General features: G+C 60.5%; 10 protein-coding genes and 1 pseudogene. 7 read left to right on the top strand and 4 right to left on the bottom strand.

What is annotated here, in order from left to right:
* Positions 1–49 precede the first annotated feature (49 nt).
* The 4 genes and pseudogenes from AC1RDQ_RS11325 to AC1RDQ_RS11310 all read left to right on the top strand — a co-directional run bounded on the left by AC1RDQ_RS11325 (position 50) and on the right by AC1RDQ_RS11310 (position 2,617).
* Positions 50–280, top strand: a complete 231-nt coding sequence (locus AC1RDQ_RS11325; protein ID WP_492587276.1) for a hypothetical protein — start codon at positions 50–52, stop codon at positions 278–280.
* Entirely contained in the window at positions 277–579 is a 303-nt protein-coding gene (locus tag AC1RDQ_RS11320) for a cell division protein ZapA (protein WP_057712304.1), read from the top strand. Before AC1RDQ_RS11325 ends, AC1RDQ_RS11320 begins: the two co-directional genes overlap by 4 nt.
* A gap of 55 nt (positions 580–634) precedes the next feature.
* A pseudogene (locus tag AC1RDQ_RS11315) lies at positions 635–1,753 on the top strand (HAMP domain-containing protein); the annotation flags it as partial.
* An 18-nt stretch (positions 1,754–1,771) separates the two neighbouring features.
* The gene (locus tag AC1RDQ_RS11310; protein ID WP_492587501.1) at positions 1,772–2,617 is read left to right on the top strand and encodes a methyl-accepting chemotaxis protein; all 846 of its coding nucleotides are present in this window, start codon (positions 1,772–1,774) and stop codon (positions 2,615–2,617) included.
* Between the two features lie 142 nt (positions 2,618–2,759).
* Here the strand turns inward: AC1RDQ_RS11310 and AC1RDQ_RS11305 are convergent, their stop codons facing one another.
* Positions 2,760–4,562, bottom strand: coding sequence for an acyl-CoA dehydrogenase (locus tag AC1RDQ_RS11305; protein ID WP_492587274.1), 1,803 nt, complete (start codon positions 4,560–4,562; stop codon positions 2,760–2,762).
* A 257-nt stretch (positions 4,563–4,819) separates the two neighbouring features.
* Positions 4,820–8,770 (bottom strand): trifunctional transcriptional regulator/proline dehydrogenase/L-glutamate gamma-semialdehyde dehydrogenase, encoded by a 3,951-nt coding sequence (gene putA, locus AC1RDQ_RS11300; protein WP_429521858.1) that lies wholly within the window; start codon positions 8,768–8,770, stop codon positions 4,820–4,822.
* A 461-nt stretch (positions 8,771–9,231) separates the two neighbouring features.
* Here putA and putP point away from each other — a divergent pair, with 461 nt between their 5' ends.
* The 3 genes from putP (at position 9,232) to AC1RDQ_RS11285 (ending at position 12,551) form a co-directional block, all read left to right on the top strand.
* A complete protein-coding gene (putP, locus tag AC1RDQ_RS11295) occupies positions 9,232–10,716 on the top strand; it encodes a sodium/proline symporter PutP (RefSeq protein WP_057712300.1) in 1,485 nt (494 codons plus the stop codon).
* A gap of 431 nt (positions 10,717–11,147) precedes the next feature.
* The gene (locus AC1RDQ_RS11290; protein ID WP_492587272.1) at positions 11,148–11,471 is read left to right on the top strand and encodes a hypothetical protein; all 324 of its coding nucleotides are present in this window, start codon (positions 11,148–11,150) and stop codon (positions 11,469–11,471) included.
* Positions 11,472–11,711: 240 nt separating this feature from the next.
* Positions 11,712–12,551 carry a 23S rRNA (adenine(2030)-N(6))-methyltransferase RlmJ gene (locus AC1RDQ_RS11285; RefSeq protein WP_057712298.1) on the top strand — a complete coding sequence of 280 codons (840 nt, stop codon included), beginning with the start codon at positions 11,712–11,714 and terminating at the stop codon, positions 12,549–12,551.
* A gap of 110 nt (positions 12,552–12,661) precedes the next feature.
* Here AC1RDQ_RS11285 and msrA read toward each other — a convergent pair whose 3' ends face one another.
* Together msrA and AC1RDQ_RS11275 are read right to left on the bottom strand one after the other, a co-directional pair.
* Positions 12,662–13,312, bottom strand: coding sequence for a peptide-methionine (S)-S-oxide reductase MsrA (msrA, locus tag AC1RDQ_RS11280; protein WP_090452759.1), 651 nt, complete (start codon positions 13,310–13,312; stop codon positions 12,662–12,664).
* A 219-nt stretch (positions 13,313–13,531) separates the two neighbouring features.
* Positions 13,532–16,225 carry a putative bifunctional diguanylate cyclase/phosphodiesterase gene (locus tag AC1RDQ_RS11275; RefSeq protein WP_090452761.1) on the bottom strand — a complete coding sequence of 898 codons (2,694 nt, stop codon included), beginning with the start codon at positions 16,223–16,225 and terminating at the stop codon, positions 13,532–13,534.
* Between the last annotated feature and the right edge of the window lie 165 nt (positions 16,226–16,390).

Raw genomic sequence — 16,390 nt, 5'->3', positions numbered from 1 at the left:
TGACTTTTCTTTATCGTACGCGCCCTTTGAAAAAGCCCGGAAAATCAAAATGTTGGAAGCATCCCTAAGCCAATTGGAACAACTGGTCAGTGACCTGGTGCAACAGAACCAGACGTTGCTCGGCACCAACCAGACCCTGACCGCAGAACTGGCCCAGGCCAAGGATGAAAACGAAAGCCTGCAACTGAACCTGATGGAGCAGGAAGAGAAGCAAGGCGCCACGACGGCTCGCATCCAGGCCCTGGTTGAGCGCGTCAGCGCAGGCCCTGTCAGCGCATGAGTTACAACGCCGCAGGGGTAAAAGTCGTCTCGATCCTGGGGGAGGACTATTCGATCAAGGCACCGGCCGGGGAAGAACAGACCCTGCTGGACGCCGCGATGATGTTGAAGGCAGCCCTGGCCGAAACCAAGAGGAAGTACCCGACGCTGATCGGTGACCGACTGCTGGTGCTGGCGGCGATGAATCTGTGCTCCCAGCAGATCGAAATGCAGAAACAGCACAAGCTCGACCTCGACCGTTACCAAGAGCAAGTCAGCGCCACGGTTGAAGTGATTTCCAAGACGATCAATCAGGCCTGATCGGCTTTGCGCACAACCAAAGAATAAATTGTCGGTTGGTTTGTATACAATCGGCATGGCTGTTGCAGTGTTTCAGCCTCTTATTCTTTGGGGGTGCTCCATGCAGTTCTGGCGACGCAGTATTCAATGGCAGTTGATCCTGAGCATGGGCACCGCCCTGCTGGTCAGTATCCTGATCGTGGTTGGCATTTATACCCTGGTGGTCAACCGCCTCGCCCAGAGCTATCTGGTCGAGCAAGCCTTGCCGTCGAGCATCGAAGCGATGCGCAACGACATCGAGCGGATCCTCGTCCAACCCCTTACCGCCGCCAAGGACATCGCCAGCAACAGCATGGTGCGCGACTGGCTGGCCGGGGGTGAGGACAGCGCCAAGACCGCCAGCTTCGCGCAGTATCTGGAAGGCATTCGCGCCGAGCACAAAGCCTTTACCGCGCTGATCATCGGCACCGCGTCCAGCCATTACATTACCGAAAAAGGCCTGGATCGCACCCTCAGTCGTTCCAATCCCAAAGACGCCTGGTTCTACTCGTTCCTCGACAGCAATCAGCCGCGCACCCTCAATATCGACATCGACACGGCCACCGGAGAATTGGCGCTGTTCATCGACCTCAAGGTCGAGCAGGCCGGTAAAGTCGTGGGCGTTGCCGGGCTGGGCCTGAGCATGAAAGAGCTGTCGGAGCTGATTCACAATTTCAGCTTCGGAGAGCGCGGCAAGGTCTATCTCGTGCGTTCCGACGGTTTGATCCAGGTTCACCCAGAGGCGCAATTCAGCGGCAAGCGCACCTTGGCCGAACAGATTGGCGAGTCAGCCGCGCAAGCGGTCATGGGTCAAAAAACTGCCACCAACAGCAGCTTCCAGCGTGATGGCGAAGACTTTCTCGCGTTGAGTCTGCCTTTGCGCGATCTCGGCTGGACGCTGGTGGCCGAAGTGCCGCAATCGCAGATCTACGCCGAAGCCCGGCGCGCCATGTGGATGAGCAGCGGTATCGGCCTGGCGGTGGCGATTGTGTGTCTGTTGCTGGTGGTGGTGCTGGCCCGTGGGCTGGTACGCCCGATTCGTCAGGTAACAGCGGCATTGGTTGCCATTGGTAGCGGTGGTGGAGATTTGACCCAGCGGTTAGATTCCAGTCGCGCCGATGAGCTGGGCGATCTGGCGCGTGGCTTCAATCGGTTCCTCGACAGTCAGCGCGACATGATCGGTGAAGTGCTTACCACCAGCGAACAGTTGCGCGCTGCTGTCGGGCAGGTGGCGCGGGTGGTGGACAACACCGCCGAACGCTCCGGGCGCCAGCAGGAAATGACCGACATGGTCGCCACCGCGGTGCATGAAATGGGCCTGACTGTGCAGGACATCGCGCAGAACGCCGGCAACGCGGCATTCGCTTCACAAACCGCCCGTGACGAAGCGCTGCAGGCGCGGGAGGTGGTGGGTGGTTCGATCCGCCACATTGAAAGCATGTCCCGGGAAATCGGCGTCGCGGCTACAGCGGTGGGTGAACTGGCCCATCAAGTGGCGTCGATCGACCAGGTGCTGGCGGTGATTCGGGGGATTTCCGAGCAGACCAACCTGCTGGCGCTCAACGCCGCTATCGAAGCTGCGCGAGCCGGGGACATGGGGCGCGGGTTTGCCGTGGTGGCCGATGAAGTGCGGACTTTGGCGCGGCGTACGCAGGTATCTACCGATGAAATCCAGCAGATGATCGGCAGCCTCAAGCAGGGTGCGGAGAATGCGGTGTCGTCGATGCATTCCGGGCAAGCCGCGACCGGCACGGGCGTCGAGTCCAGCCAGCGTACCGGGGCTTCGTTGACCGCGATTACCGGGCAAGTGGAGCGCATCAGCGACATGAACCATCAGGTGGCGACGGCGACGGAAGAGCAATCGGCGGTGACCGAGGAGATCAACCGGAACGTACAGGGGATTTCTGACCTGGCGCGGGCGACGGCGGGGGAGGTCAGGGCCTGTCGGGAGGATTGTCAGACGTTGCAGCGGTTGGCGGATGATTTGGCGCGGCAGATGGGTGGGTTCAAGCTGAGTTGATGTATTGATAGTGCTGACGCCATCGCGAGCAAGCTCGCTCCCACAGGGTTTGTGTGTTGAACACAAGATTTGTGGCCAACAGGGATTCCTGTGGGAGCGAGCTTGCTCGCGATTGGTTTTCAGCTACACCACAAAGGTTGGATCAGAACCACTCATCCTGCATGCCCAGGCACACATCATCCCGGGCCTCAAGAATCGCCAGCTGATGGTGGCAGCCCGGCACTTCCCATGTCAGGAAATAACGCGCCGCCTGCAGCTTGCCTTTATAGAAGGCCACATCCGCCGCATTACCCTTGGCCAAACCTTCCTCGGCACGAATCGCCTGTTCCAGCCAGCGCCAGCCGATCACCGTGTGACCAAACACTTTCAGGTACAGCGCCGAGTTCGCCAGGCTGCTGTTGACCTTGCCTTGGGCCAGATCAGTCAGTAGGCCGATGGTCACGGTTTGCAGGCGTGCCACCAGTTTTTCCAGCGGCTCGCGCAGCGGCGTCAATGAATCAAACGCCTGTGCTCGCTCGCCAGTGTCGGCGATCAGGCGGATCAGTTGCTTGAGCCCCGCGCCGCCGTTCTGCGCCAGTTTGCGGCCCAAAAGGTCCAGCGACTGAATACCGTGGGTGCCTTCGTGGATCGGGTTCAGGCGGTTGTCGCGGTAGTACTGCTCCACCGGATACTCACGGGTATAGCCGTGGCCGCCGAGGATCTGGATCGCCAGCTCGTTGGCCTTCAGGCAGAACTCCGACGGCCAGGATTTGACGATTGGTGTCAGCAAATCCAGCAGTTCATGGGCCTGTTTGCGTTCGGCTTCGGTCGCAAGCGTGGTGGTGTCATCGAACAGCCGCGCCGCATAAAGACCCAAGTCAAACGAACCTTCGACGTAAGCCTTTTGCGTCAACAGCATGCGTTTCACGTCGGCATGCTGAATGATCGCCACTGGTGCAGTGTTCGGGTCCTTGCTGTCTGGCACGCGGCCCTGCGGACGCTCGCGGGCGTATTCCAGCGAGTACAGATAGCCGGCGTAGCCAAGCATCACCGCGCCCATGCCGACGCCGATCCGCGCCTCGTTCATCATCTGGAACATGTAACTCAAGCCATGGTGCGGCTTGCCCACCAGATAGCCGACGCACTCACCGTTATCGCCGAAATTCAGTGCGGTGGAGGTGGTGCCGCGCCAGCCCATCTTGTGGAACAGCCCAGCCAGCAGCACGTCATTGCGCTTGCCCAGGCTGCCGTCATCGTTGACCAGGAACTTGGGCACGATGAACAGCGAAATGCCCTTCACCCCGGCCGGTGCGTCCGGCAGCTTGGCCAGCACCATGTGCACGATGTTTTCCGACAGCGGATGATCGCCACCGGAGATGAAAATCTTGTTGCCCTTGAGGCGATAGGTGCCGTCAGACGCAGGTTCTGCGCGTGTACGAATATCCGACAGCGATGAGCCTGCGTGGGGTTCGGTCAGGGCCATAGTGCCGAAGAAACGGCCATCGATCATCGGTTGCAGGAAGCGGCGCTTCTGCTCTTCAGTGCCGAAGCTCTCGATCAGGTTCGCCGCGCCCATGGTCAGGAACGGGTACGACGTCGAAGCCGCGTTGGCCGATTGAAAGTGCGCGAAGCAGGCCTGGGACAGCAGCGTAGGAAGCTGCATGCCGCCAGCGTCGAAACTGCGCGCGGCGTTGAGGAAGCCGGCTTCGAGGAAGGCGTCTACCGCCGGTTTCACTTCCGGAATCAGAATCGCCTGACCGTTCTCGTAGCGCGGCTCGTTCTCGTCGCCCTTGCGGTTGTGCGGGGCGAAGAACTTCTCGGCGATGTTGCGGGCGGTGCCAATGGCGGCATCGAAGGTTTCGCGGTTGTGCTCGGCGAAACGCTCACGCTGGGTCAGGCCCTCGGCATCAAGGACTTCATACAGCTCGAAAGCCAGATTACGGGAACTGAGCAACGTCTCGGACATGGCGGCCTACCTTTTATTGGAATGGGCCGAGTCTAGGCTTGTGAATTTATGCTGAATAGCATGATTGATGAGCGTGATGGTGGGGCAGAGCAGAGCCTTAGCAGGCACTACAAAACAACTGTGGGAGCGAGCTTGCTCGCGATGGCGGCAGATCAGTCAATATGGAAGGTGACTGATGGATCGCTATCGCGAGCAAGCTCGCTCCCACAGGGGGATTGCATACCGGGCGGCCAATGCGGCAGCCCGGCTTATCGGTTTTAGCCGATGGTCATCAAACTGGCATTACCACCCGCCGCAGCGGTGTTGACGCTCAATGCACGCTCAATCACCAGGCGCTCCAGCGCAATGTTGGTTTCGCCCTGCGACAGGCCCTGAACCCCAACGATGGCGCCGGCACGCTTGGCAACCTGCTGGCACACCGCACGCAACTGGTCGGAATGGCCGTGATGCAGAACCGCATCAAACACCACTTCGTCCTTGTTCCAGTCGGAAACCAGCTTGATGCGCGCCTGAATGTCCTTCGGCAGGCGTGCGAACAAGGCTTTGGTCATGTCAGCTTCCGGCCATACCGCCGAACCGCCGACAGCCAATACCGCCGCCAGTTGCGTCAGCAGGTCGCCTTCGACTTCCGCCAGGCACAGCACGTGTTCCCGTGGCAGGATCGCATAGCTGTTGCGTTCGCCGGTCGGGCCGGCCAGGAGGCGAGTGATACCGCTTTGCGATTGCGCGGCGAACTGCACGCACAGGGTGCTCAGGTCGGCGAACTTGTGGTTGTCGGCCCAGGCTTTCAAGGCGGTCAGCGGCTTGCTCATGGCATCGCGCAGACGAACGTCCGGTGCCGCGGCAGCATCGCCACGAGCGAAGGATTGTTCGATCGCATCCGCAGGGCGGGTCGACAGCAGGCGGTACAGGTACAGCGGGCCGCCGGCTTTCGGGCCGGTACCCGACAGGCCTTCGCCGCCGAATGGCTGCACGCCTACTACTGCGCCAACAATGTTGCGGTTGACGTAGACGTTACCGGCGTTGACGTTGTCGATCACCTTGGCAATGGTCTCGTCGATGCGGGTGTGCACGCCCAGGGTCAGGCCGTAGCCGGAAGCGTTGATCTGACCGATCAGTTGATCGATGTCCTTGCGCTTGTAGCGAACCACGTGCAGTACCGGGCCGAAGATCTCCCGCTGCAGTTCGTCGAAGCTTTCCAGTTCGATCAGTGTCGGCATCACGAAGGTGCCGCGTTTGACTTCTTCGGCGTCGGCGATGGCCACCTGGTACACGCTGCGACCTTTGTCGCGCATGGCCTGGATGTGCTTCTCGATGCCAGCCTTGGCTTCGGCGTCGATCACCGGGCCGATGTCCACGGACAGACGCTCAGGGTTGCCGAGACGGCTTTCAGCCATGGCACCTTTGAGCATTTCGATGACGCGGTCGGCGGAATCTTCCTGCAAGCACAGTACACGCAGAGCCGAGCAACGCTGACCGGCGCTGTCGAAGGCCGAGGACACCACGTCGATCACCACCTGTTCGGTCAGTGCCGAGGAGTCGACGATCATCGCGTTCTGGCCACCGGTTTCGGCGATCAGCGGAATCGGACGACCCTGGCTGTCCAGGCGGCCGGCGATGTTGCGTTGCAGCAAGCGCGCGACTTCGGTGGAACCGGTGAACATCACGCCTTTGACGCGATCGTCGCCGACCAGGCCGGCACCGACGGTTTCACCGCGACCCGGCAGCAGTTGCAGCACACCTTCCGGGATGCCGGCTTCGAGCATCAGGCGCACGGCCTGAGCGGCGACCAGCGGCGTTTGTTCCGCAGGCTTGGCCAATACCGGGTTACCAGCGGCCAATGCAGCAGCCACCTGGCCACTGAAGATCGCCAGCGGGAAGTTCCACGGGCTGATGCATACGACTGGGCCCAACGGACGGTGAGCGTCGTTGGTGAAATCGTTGCGTGCCTGCACCGCGTAATAACGCAGGAAATCCACGGCTTCACGCACTTCGGCGATGGCGTTGGCGAAAGTCTTGCCGGCTTCGCGGGCCAGCAGGCCCATCAGCGGCTGGATCTCGGCTTCCATCAGATCGGCGGCACGTTCCAGGATCGCGGCGCGCTCGGCGGGCGGCGTGGCCTGCCAGATCGGTGCAGCGTTGAGGGCGCACTGGATCGCGTTGTCGACGTCTTCGACGGTCGCTTCCTGCACATGACCGACCACGTCACGCAGATCGGACGGGTTCAAGACCGGTGCCGGGGCTTCGCTGCTGGAAGCGCAACCGAGCATAGGTGCCGCTTTCCAGTGGTTGTGTGCGGTAGCGAGAAGCGCGCAGGACAGGGATGCCAAACGATGTTCGTTGGCCATGTCGATGCCGCTGGAGTTGGCGCGCTCGGAGCCATACAGGTCACGCGGCAGCGGAATGCGCGGGTGCGGCAGGCCGAAACCACCTTCCACGGTCGCCATTTGCTCGATGCTGGCTACCGGATCGGCCACCAGTTCCTGGATCGAAATCGACTGGTCGGCAATACGGTTGACGAACGAAGTGTTCGCGCCGTTTTCCAGCAGGCGACGCACCAGGTAGGCCAGCAGGGTTTCGTGGGTTCCGACTGGAGCGTACACGCGGCACGGACGGTTCAGCTTGCCTTCGGAAACTTTGCCTACAACCTGTTCGTACAGCGGCTCACCCATGCCGTGCAGGCACTGGAACTCGTACTGGCCCGGGTAATAGTTCTGACCGGCGATGTGATAAATGGCCGACAGGGTGTGGGCGTTGTGCGTGGCGAACTGCGGGTAGATGACTTCCGGCACCGACAGCAGCTTGCGGGCGCAAGCGATGTAGGACACGTCGGTGTACACCTTGCGGGTGTAGACCGGGTAGCCTTCCAGGCCTTCGACCTGGGCGCGCTTGATTTCGCTGTCCCAGTACGCGCCTTTTACCAGGCGGATCATCAGGCGATGACGGCTGCGGCGAGCCAGGTCGATCACGTAGTCGATCACGTAGGGGCAACGCTTCTGGTAAGCCTGGATCACGAAACCGATGCCGTTCCAGCCAGTCAGTTGCGGCTCGAAGCACAGGCGCTCGAGCAGATCCAGTGACAGCTCCAGGCGATCGGCCTCTTCGGCGTCGATGTTCAGGCCGATGTCATATTGCTTGGCCAGCAGGGTCAGCGACAGCAGGCGCGGGTACAGCTCGTCCATCACGCGCTCGTACTGGGCGCGGCTGTAACGCGGGTGCAGGGCGGACAGCTTGATCGAGATGCCCGGGCCTTCATAAATCCCGCGACCGTGGGAGGCTTTGCCGATCGAGTGGATGGCTTGTTCGTACGAGGCCAGGTACTTCTGCGCGTCATGCTCGGTGAGTGCGGCTTCACCCAGCATGTCGTAGGAATAGCGGAAACCTTTGGTTTCGAACTTGCTGGCGTTGGCCAGGGCTTCGGCGATGGTTTCGCCGGTCACGAACTGCTCGCCCATCAGGCGCATGGCCATGTCGACGCCCTTGCGGATCATCGGCTCGCCGCTCTTGCCGATGATGCGGCTCAGGGACGAAGTCAGGCCGGCTTCGTTGTGGGTCGACACCAGTTTGCCGGTCAGCAGCAAACCCCAGGTGGCGGCGTTGACGAACAGCGACGGGCTGTTGCCCAGGTGCGGCTGCCAGTTGCCGGTGCTGATCTTGTCGCGGATCAGGGCGTCGCGGGTGCCTTTGTCCGGGATGCGCAGCAGCGCTTCGGCCAGGCACATCAGCGCCACACCTTCCTGGGACGACAGGGAGAACTCCTGCAACAGGCCCTGGACGATGCCGGCACGGCCGCCAGCGCTCTTCTGGTTGCGCAGTTTTTCAGCAATCGAGGCGGCGAGTTTGTTGGTGGCTTCGGCCATCGGTGCCGGCAGGCGAGCCTGCTCGATCAGCATCGGCACGACTTCCGGCTCGGGGCGACGGTAGGCGGCGGTGATCGACGCGCGCAGTACCGATTGCGGCAGGATGCTTTCGGCGAATTCAAGGAAGCACTGGTGGGCGTGATCCAGAGGCGCGTCGACGGAGTCGTCGGAATCCTTGGTCGAACCGTTCAGCTCGGACAGGGTTGCACCACCCTCGAGTTTTTCCAGGTAATTGAAGATTGCCTGCTTGATCAGCCAGTGCGGCGTGCGATCAATCGAGGTCGCGGCGGCCTTGAGGCGTTCGCGGGTCGGGTCGTCAAGTTTGACCCCAAGGGTGGTGGTAGCCATGTTTTTATCCTCATGTTTGCCACGACTGCGTGGCATCAGCTGGCGGCAAGATTAGCCGTGCGACTGTTGAGGTGCAACCGGGTGCAACCCTTTTTTTGTCGGAATATTACGCAGCTCGTCAGGAAATAAATTCTGGTACGGCGGTGCTGCCTTTGCTTGGTGCTTTTTAGGGTGGTTGGCCCGAGTTCTTGCTCCGAAAAGGAGCAAAAAACCGGGTTTGAAATTTATTTCCGACTGGGTGCAACTTATTCTCAAGAAACTGGTTGCACCTTATTTGCTTTGTTGAATAGCATTCGCGCCCAAGGTGCAACCCGGTCGAAACCCGGGTGCTCCGGCTGATGGCTTTCCTGGGGAAACATCAGTCATAAATGCGCGGGAATCCGGATCGTCTGTCAAACGTATGCGTTTGCGAGCGGTTCACCAGCCGCAGCTACATAAAAACAAAGCCAGGGCGTAACTTAATGAGCGTAAGCAATCCAACCCTGATCACGTTCGTGATCTACATCGCAGCAATGGTGCTGATCGGCTTGATGGCCTATCGCTCCACCAACAACCTTTCCGACTACATTCTGGGCGGTCGTAGCCTGGGCAGCGTCGTGACCGCACTGTCCGCCGGTGCCTCCGACATGAGCGGCTGGTTGTTGATGGGCTTGCCCGGCGCGATCTACATGTCCGGTCTGTCCGAAAGCTGGATCGCCATCGGCCTGATCGTCGGCGCCTACCTGAACTGGCTGTTCGTCGCCGGCCGTCTGCGTGTGCAGACCGAGCACAACGGTGATGCACTGACCCTGCCGGACTACTTCGCCAGCCGTTTCGAAGACAAAAGCGGCCTGCTGCGGATCATCTCCGCGGTCGTGATCCTGGTGTTCTTCACCATCTACTGTGCTTCCGGCATCGTAGCCGGCGCCCGTCTGTTCGAAAGCACCTTCGGCATGTCCTACGAGACTGCGCTGTGGGCCGGTGCTGCGGCGACGATTGCCTACACCTTTATCGGTGGTTTCCTGGCCGTGAGCTGGACCGATACCGTACAAGCCACCCTGATGATCTTCGCGTTGATCCTGACGCCGGTTATCGTGTTGCTGGCCACCGGCGGCGTCGACACCACTTTCCTTGCCATCGAAGCGCAAGATCCAAGCAACTTCGACATGCTCAAGGGCACCACTTTCATCGGCATCATCTCGCTGATGGGCTGGGGTCTGGGCTACTTCGGCCAGCCGCATATCCTGGCGCGTTTCATGGCTGCCGATTCGGTTAAATCGATCGCCAACGCCCGCCGCATTTCCATGACCTGGATGATCCTGTGCCTGGGCGGCACCGTGGCAGTCGGCTTCTTCGGTATCGCCTACTTCTCGGCGCACCCGGACGTGGCTGGCGCAGTCACCGAGAACCACGAGCGTGTGTTCATCGAACTGGCCAAGATCCTGTTCAACCCATGGATCGCGGGTATCCTGCTGTCGGCCATTCTGGCTGCCGTCATGAGCACCCTGAGCTGCCAGTTGCTGGTGTGCTCGAGCGCCCTGACCGAAGACTTCTACAAGACCTTCCTGCGTAAATCCGCTTCGCAGCTGGAACTGGTGTGGGTCGGCCGTGCCATGGTGTTGTTGGTTGCCCTGGTGGCGATCGCCCTGGCGTCCAACCCGGAAAACCGTGTACTGGGTCTGGTGAGCTACGCCTGGGCCGGTTTCGGTGCCGCATTCGGTCCGGTCGTGCTGATCTCCGTGATCTGGAAAGACATGACCCGCAACGGCGCACTGGCCGGTATCCTGGTCGGCGCGATCACCGTGATCGTCTGGAAACACTTCGAACTGCTGGGCCTGTACGAAATCATCCCTGGTTTCATCTTCGCCAGCCTGGCGATCTACTTCGTCAGCAAAATGGGTACGCCGACTGCCGGCATGTTCCAGCGTTTTGCTGCTGCTGAGGCGGACTATCGTTTGAACAAGTGATGAGTGATGGGTTGAACTCTTCCCGTCCCTGATAAAAGAACGGCTCGCAGCTTTAACAGTGCGGGCCGTTTTTTTTGCTTCTCCGATATCCGTGGTGCGAATTTTCCGGGCAGGGTCCTCGGACGTTTCCTTCAAAAAGTAGCGGTTTTCATGAACTGGTGCGACCGGAGATCCATCGATAGTCTTTGGCGGTCACTGACAATTCAGTGGTGGGGTGTAGGAACCCGTTAAGACCATGAGACACGCTTGGCATCGACACCTTATTTGCGGCCACTAACTTGCGCCCGTAAGATCTGTTTCGGCGGCTGTGCGCGGGCACGCTTCGGCGTGGTCGAGTTCTCTGGTCTCGATATTCCTACCCCGCGTATGGCTGCCACCCAAGCCTGTAGGAAGGCCGATGGTAGCCCTCACTTCTACCAGAGGTTTAAAAAATGAAAACGATTCACCCCGACCCACCCTACGTAAAGCCAATCCCCCATCCCGACAACCGCTTCATGGCATTGACCAGCAACTGCACCGATACGCCCACCCTGTTCGTCGACACCCACGCGCCACTCGACATCCTCACCGACACCGCCAACTACAGACTCCGCGCAGTAACCCAAGTGCTTGAGAACCTGTCCATGCGCGGCTCAATCGAGTGTGAGTCCTTCATCCTCAGCGATTTCGCCTTGCTCTGCGCCATTTCGTTGCGCGATGGCTGTGATGTGCTGGATGTGGTTGGGCGGCGGTTGCGGGCGCGGCCTTCGGCGTAGCGCCGGGCGGCTTTTGTGGTGAGGGGGCTTGCCCCCGTTGGGTTGCGCAGCAACCCTGAGTTCAGCGACCCGGTGTTATCAGGCACACCGCAGTACTTGGGGTTGGCGACTGCTTTGCAGTCGAACGGGGGCAAGCCCCCTCGCCACAGGGCTGTGTAATGCCTCACCGGCCGCTCAGCCGCCAACCCCTGACTTGCCGGCCGGTAAAAGGTAAACTTCCCGGCCTTCGCAGGAGCAGCCATGAATTATCGTCACGCCTTCCATGCCGGCAATCACGCCGATGTGTTCAAACACCTGACCTTGACCCGCCTCATCGCTCTGATGTCGCGCAAGGAGCAGCCGTTTGCCTATCTCGATACCCACGCCGGCATCGGTCTGTATGACCTTCAGGGTGATCAGGCCAATCGTACCGGTGAGTACCTGGAAGGCATTGCGCGTTTGTGGGATCAGCCGGATCTGCCGATCCTGACCGCTGATTACATGCAGGTGCTGCACGAGATGAACCCGGATGGCCAGTTGCGCTATTACCCGGGGTCGCCGGAGTTGGCGCGGCGCCTGACCCGTCCGCAGGATCGCGTGTTGCTCAATGAGAAGCACCCGGAAGATGGTGTGCTGCTCAAGGACAACATGGCCGGTGATCGTCGGGTCAAGGTTCACTTGGGTGAGGGCTGGCATGTGTCGCGGGCCTTGCTGCCGGTGCCGGAGAAGCGTGCGGTGATGTTGATCGATCCGCCGTTCGAGAAGCTCGACGAGATGCAGCGCTGTGCCGCGTCGTTGAAGGAAGCGATTGGCCGGATGCGTCAGACAGTGGCGGCAATCTGGTACCCGGTGAAGGATCAGCGCGCGTTGCGCCGCTTCTATCAGGACCTGGCCGGTACCGGTGCGCCGAAGTTGTTGCGGGTGGAGTTGCTGGTACATCCGCTGGATACGCCCAACAGCCTGAACGGGTCCGGGCTGGCGATCGCCAATCCGCCGTGGGGGCTGGAGGAAGAATTGCGTGAGCTGCTGCCTTGGTTGTCCGAGAAGCTTGGGCAGACCCAGGGTGGGTGGCGGATGGATTGGTTGATTGCCGAGAGTTGATCTGTAGGAGCGAGCTTGCTCGCGAAGGTCGTGAACGTTAACGCGTAAAACCGGATGCCCAGCGGCGTCCTTTGGTTTTTCGCGAGCGGGCTCGCTTCTACAGTCAATTGTCAGATCGGGCAGGTCACGCCTGTGCCGCCAATTCCGCAGTAGCCTTCCGGATTTTTCGCCAGGTATTGCTGGTGATACGTTTCGGCAAAGTAGACGGTCGGGGCCTGGTCGATTTCGGTGCTGATTTCACCGAGACCGGCCTTGGACAGCTCGGCCTGGTAGGTTTCCTTGCTCTTGAGCGCCGCGTCCAGTTGTTCCGGGCTAGTGGCGTAGATCACCGAACGGTATTGGGTGCCGATGTCATTGCCCTGGCGCATGCCCTGCGTCGGGTTGTGCAGTTCCCAGAACATCGCCAGCAGTCCTTCGTAGCTGACCTTGGCCTTGTCATACACCACCAGCACCACTTCGGCGTGACCGGTCAGGCCCGAGCAGACTTCTTCGTAGGTCGGGTTCGGTGTGAAACCGCCGGCGTAGCCGACCACGGTGCTGACCACGCCTTCACGCTGCCAGAAGCGGCGTTCCGCGCCCCAGAAGCAGCCGAGGCCGAAGATCGCGAAGTCGACATCTTCGAAGAACGGGCCGAGCAAGGGGGTGTCTTTAAACACAAAGTGCTTTTCAGGCAGGGTCATCGCGGTTTCGCGGCCAGGCAGAGCTTGTTCTTTAGTAGGGAGCACGTTTTTGTTCACCAGAATTTCCGAGCGCAGAACCATGATCAGTCCTCTCAGTCAGGTTGGGTTGTAAATAAACAGACTGTCAGTGTGCCCAATACCTGCCCGATACGCACTACCCCTGTAGGGGGGAGCCTGCTCGCGATAGCGGTGTGTCGGTGTCATGGGGGGCTGACTGGTCCACCGCTATCGCGAGCAAGCTCGCTCCCACAGGTTTTTTGCCTGCCACAGAGTTTATGTCTGCCACAGGTTCTGTGTCTGTCAGGCGATTGGGCCACGCGGGTAGCGTTTGAGCTTGTCGATCAGCTCATTGCCCGGGATCGGACGGTCGAACAGGTAGCCCTGGCCGACGTCGCAGCGATGACGACGCAGGAACGACAACTGCTCGGCGGTTTCGATGCCTTCAGCCACGACCTTGAGTTTCAGGTTGTGGGCCATGGCGATCACTGCGGAGGTGATTTCCATGTCGTCCTGGTTGTCCGGGATTTCGTGGATAAAGCTTCGATCGATCTTGATGATGTCGATGGGGAATTTTTTCAAGTAACTGAGTGACGAGTAACCGGTGCCGAAGTCGTCCATGGCCAGGGTCAGGCCCAGGCGCTTGAGCTGGTCGAGCTGCAAGTGGGTGTCTTCGGTAGCCTCCAGCAGCAGGCCTTCGGTCAGCTCCAGCTCCAGCAAATGAGCCGGCAGGGCTTCTTCCTTGAGGATGTTGGCAATGGAGGCCACCAGGTCCGGGTCGGAAAACTGCTTGGGCGACAGGTTGATCGCCACTTGCAGGTTGCCCAGGCCGGCGGCGGTCAGCGCTTTGCTCATGCGGCAGGCCTGGCGGGCGATCCACTTGCCGATCGGAATGATCAGCCCGGTTTCCTCGGCGACGCTGATGAACTGATCCGGGCGGATCATGCCCTTTTCCGGATGGTCCCAGCGCAGCAGGGCTTCCATCCCCAGCAGGCGACCGCTGCGCAGGCACAGCTTGGGCTGGTAGAACACGTCGAGTTCGTTCTGGGTTAGGGCGCGGCGCAGGTTGTTTTCGACGAACAGCTTGTAGCTGGCCTCGGCGTTCAGCGCTTCGGTGAACACCTGCACCTGATGTTTGCCGTTGGCCTTGGCCTTGTGCAGCGCCAGCCCGGCATTGCGCATCAGGGTTTGCGGGTCGCGCCCGTGCAGTGGCGCGCAGGCCAGGCCCACGGAGCCGGTGACACTGATCAACTGGTTGTCGACGAACATCGGTTTGTCGAGGGTCGCCAGCAACTGGTTGGCCACTTGCTGGCCCGTCGTGAGGTCGCTGTTGTCCAGCAATACGGCGAATTCGTTACTGGCGAAGCGTGCCAGGCTGCCGCTCGGGATCAGGCTGTTGCGCAGGCGCCGGGCCAGGCTGATCAGCAGTTTGTCGCCGGTCTGGTGGCCGAGGCTGTCGTTGATCCGCTTGAAGTTGTCGATGTCCACCAGCAACAGGCTGATCGGCGCGTCGCTGTCCCGGGCGAAGCGTTCATCGAGGTTGCGGATGAACGCCGGGCGGTTGCCGAGGTTGGTCAGGTTGTCGGTGTAGGCCAGGCGCTCGATACGTTGTTGGGCGAGCTTGGTCTGGGTGATGTCTTCGTAGATGCCGATGTAGTGGGTCAGCTCGCGGTTGTCGCCGTAAACCTTGGAGATCGACAATTGGCCCCAGTAGGGTTCGAGGTTTTTCCGGCGGCTCTTGAATTCACCTTGCCAACTGTTGCTCTTGGCCAGCGCCGAAGGTGCATCGAACAGCAGTTCGCTGAGGTTCTCCAGGGCCGGTAGTTCTGACAGCCGCTGACCGTGCACTTCTTCGGTGGAATATTGGGTGATCGCGGTGAAGCTCGGGTTGACGTATTCCACCACACCATCGCAGTTGACCAGCAAAAAGGCGTTGGCACTTTGTTCGACCGCACGCTGGAACAGGTGCAGGGCGCTGGTGGCGGTTCGCCGGTTGTGGTTGCTGATGACCTGGGCAAACTGGTCCGCCAGTTCTCCGGCGAACGCGATTTCATCCGACTGCCAGGCGCGGGTTGCCCCGGTTTGCTCCAGGCACAAAACGCCGACCACCTGGCCATCGACGCGGATACTGGCGTCGAGCATTGCGTTGACGTCCCGCGGGCGCAGGCTTTCGGCCATCTCCCGGGTGCGTGGGTCGCGCATGGCGTTATGGGCGTCGATGGCACGGCCGGTGTGCAGGGCGTCGAGGTAATCGGGGAAAAGACTGACGTCGATCGGTTGCGGCAGCAGGTATTCCTGATTCGTGCGGTGATAGGCCGAGATCGGCACCAGCATCGAGCCTTCGAGGTGCCACAGGCTGGCACTGTCGATTTCGTAGATGTCGCAGGCGCTGCGGGTGATCAGCTCGGCGGCTTCGCGCAAGGAGTTGTTGCTGCTGTAGCGTTGACGGGTGAGCAGCAGGATCAGATCCTGCTGGGCTCGCACCCGCTCCAGATGCAGCAGTTGCTCCTGCTGGGCACGCTGATTGAGTTCCAGGGCGATTTGCAGGCGCGAGTTCTGGGTTTCAAGGTCCATGGCCGGTTGCAGCGGGTCATCCTCGAACAGGCCGTCGATGACCAGTAGGTAGCCGCGCAACAGGTGTCGATTGTGTTGTTTGTAGGCTTCGCCCAGTTCCAGCAGAGTCAGGGAGCCAGCGGCGGTGTGCAGGGTATAGCGGATCAGATAGTGCGGGCTTTCAGTCAGCTGTTGCTGGACTGCGTCGTGCAGTTGATAGCGCGCTAGCGGCTCCATCAGGCTGGCGTAGGGCGAGCCCACCAGCGCACACAGTTCCACGGCTGGCAGGCCGAACTGGCGTTCACAATTGGGATCGAGAAACAGCAGCGCCCAGCTGGGTTCATTAAGCCGTTCGAAACGCAGCATGCCGAGCCGCGAGGGCACAGGCAACTGCGTCACTACCTCGGCCACCATACGGCTGGCGGCATCGGGCTGGCTTTTCATGGAGGGAAACTCGCTTCGAATATGCTGAACGCGCTGGGCTCTCGCCCTCTTTACTGTTGCCTGCGGCAAGGTTGCATCATTGCGACACCGACTGACAAGAGAGATGAAGGCCAAGTGCTATAAGAATATGTCGGCAGACGACAAGTTTTCTTCAGTCGGTGGCAA

Source organism: Pseudomonas sp. GW823-FHT02E01 (assembly GCF_058797535.1).
This window is presented reverse-complemented; position numbering and strand designations above follow the sequence as displayed.

Coding starts and splice junctions, on each gene's coding strand:
- AC1RDQ_RS11325 (WP_492587276.1), top strand. CDS start 50: ATGTTGGAAGCATCCCTAAGCCAATTGGAACAACTGGTCAGTGACCTG.
- AC1RDQ_RS11320 (WP_057712304.1), top strand. CDS start 277: ATGAGTTACAACGCCGCAGGGGTAAAAGTCGTCTCGATCCTGGGGGAG.
- AC1RDQ_RS11310 (WP_492587501.1), top strand. CDS start 1,772: ATGATCGGTGAAGTGCTTACCACCAGCGAACAGTTGCGCGCTGCTGTC.
- AC1RDQ_RS11305 (WP_492587274.1), bottom strand. CDS start 4,562: ATGTCCGAGACGTTGCTCAGTTCCCGTAATCTGGCTTTCGAGCTGTAT.
- putA (WP_429521858.1), bottom strand. CDS start 8,770: ATGGCTACCACCACCCTTGGGGTCAAACTTGACGACCCGACCCGCGAA.
- putP (WP_057712300.1), top strand. CDS start 9,232: ATGAGCGTAAGCAATCCAACCCTGATCACGTTCGTGATCTACATCGCA.
- AC1RDQ_RS11290 (WP_492587272.1), top strand. CDS start 11,148: ATGAAAACGATTCACCCCGACCCACCCTACGTAAAGCCAATCCCCCAT.
- AC1RDQ_RS11285 (WP_057712298.1), top strand. CDS start 11,712: ATGAATTATCGTCACGCCTTCCATGCCGGCAATCACGCCGATGTGTTC.
- msrA (WP_090452759.1), bottom strand. CDS start 13,312: ATGGTTCTGCGCTCGGAAATTCTGGTGAACAAAAACGTGCTCCCTACT.
- AC1RDQ_RS11275 (WP_090452761.1), bottom strand. CDS start 16,225: ATGAAAAGCCAGCCCGATGCCGCCAGCCGTATGGTGGCCGAGGTAGTG.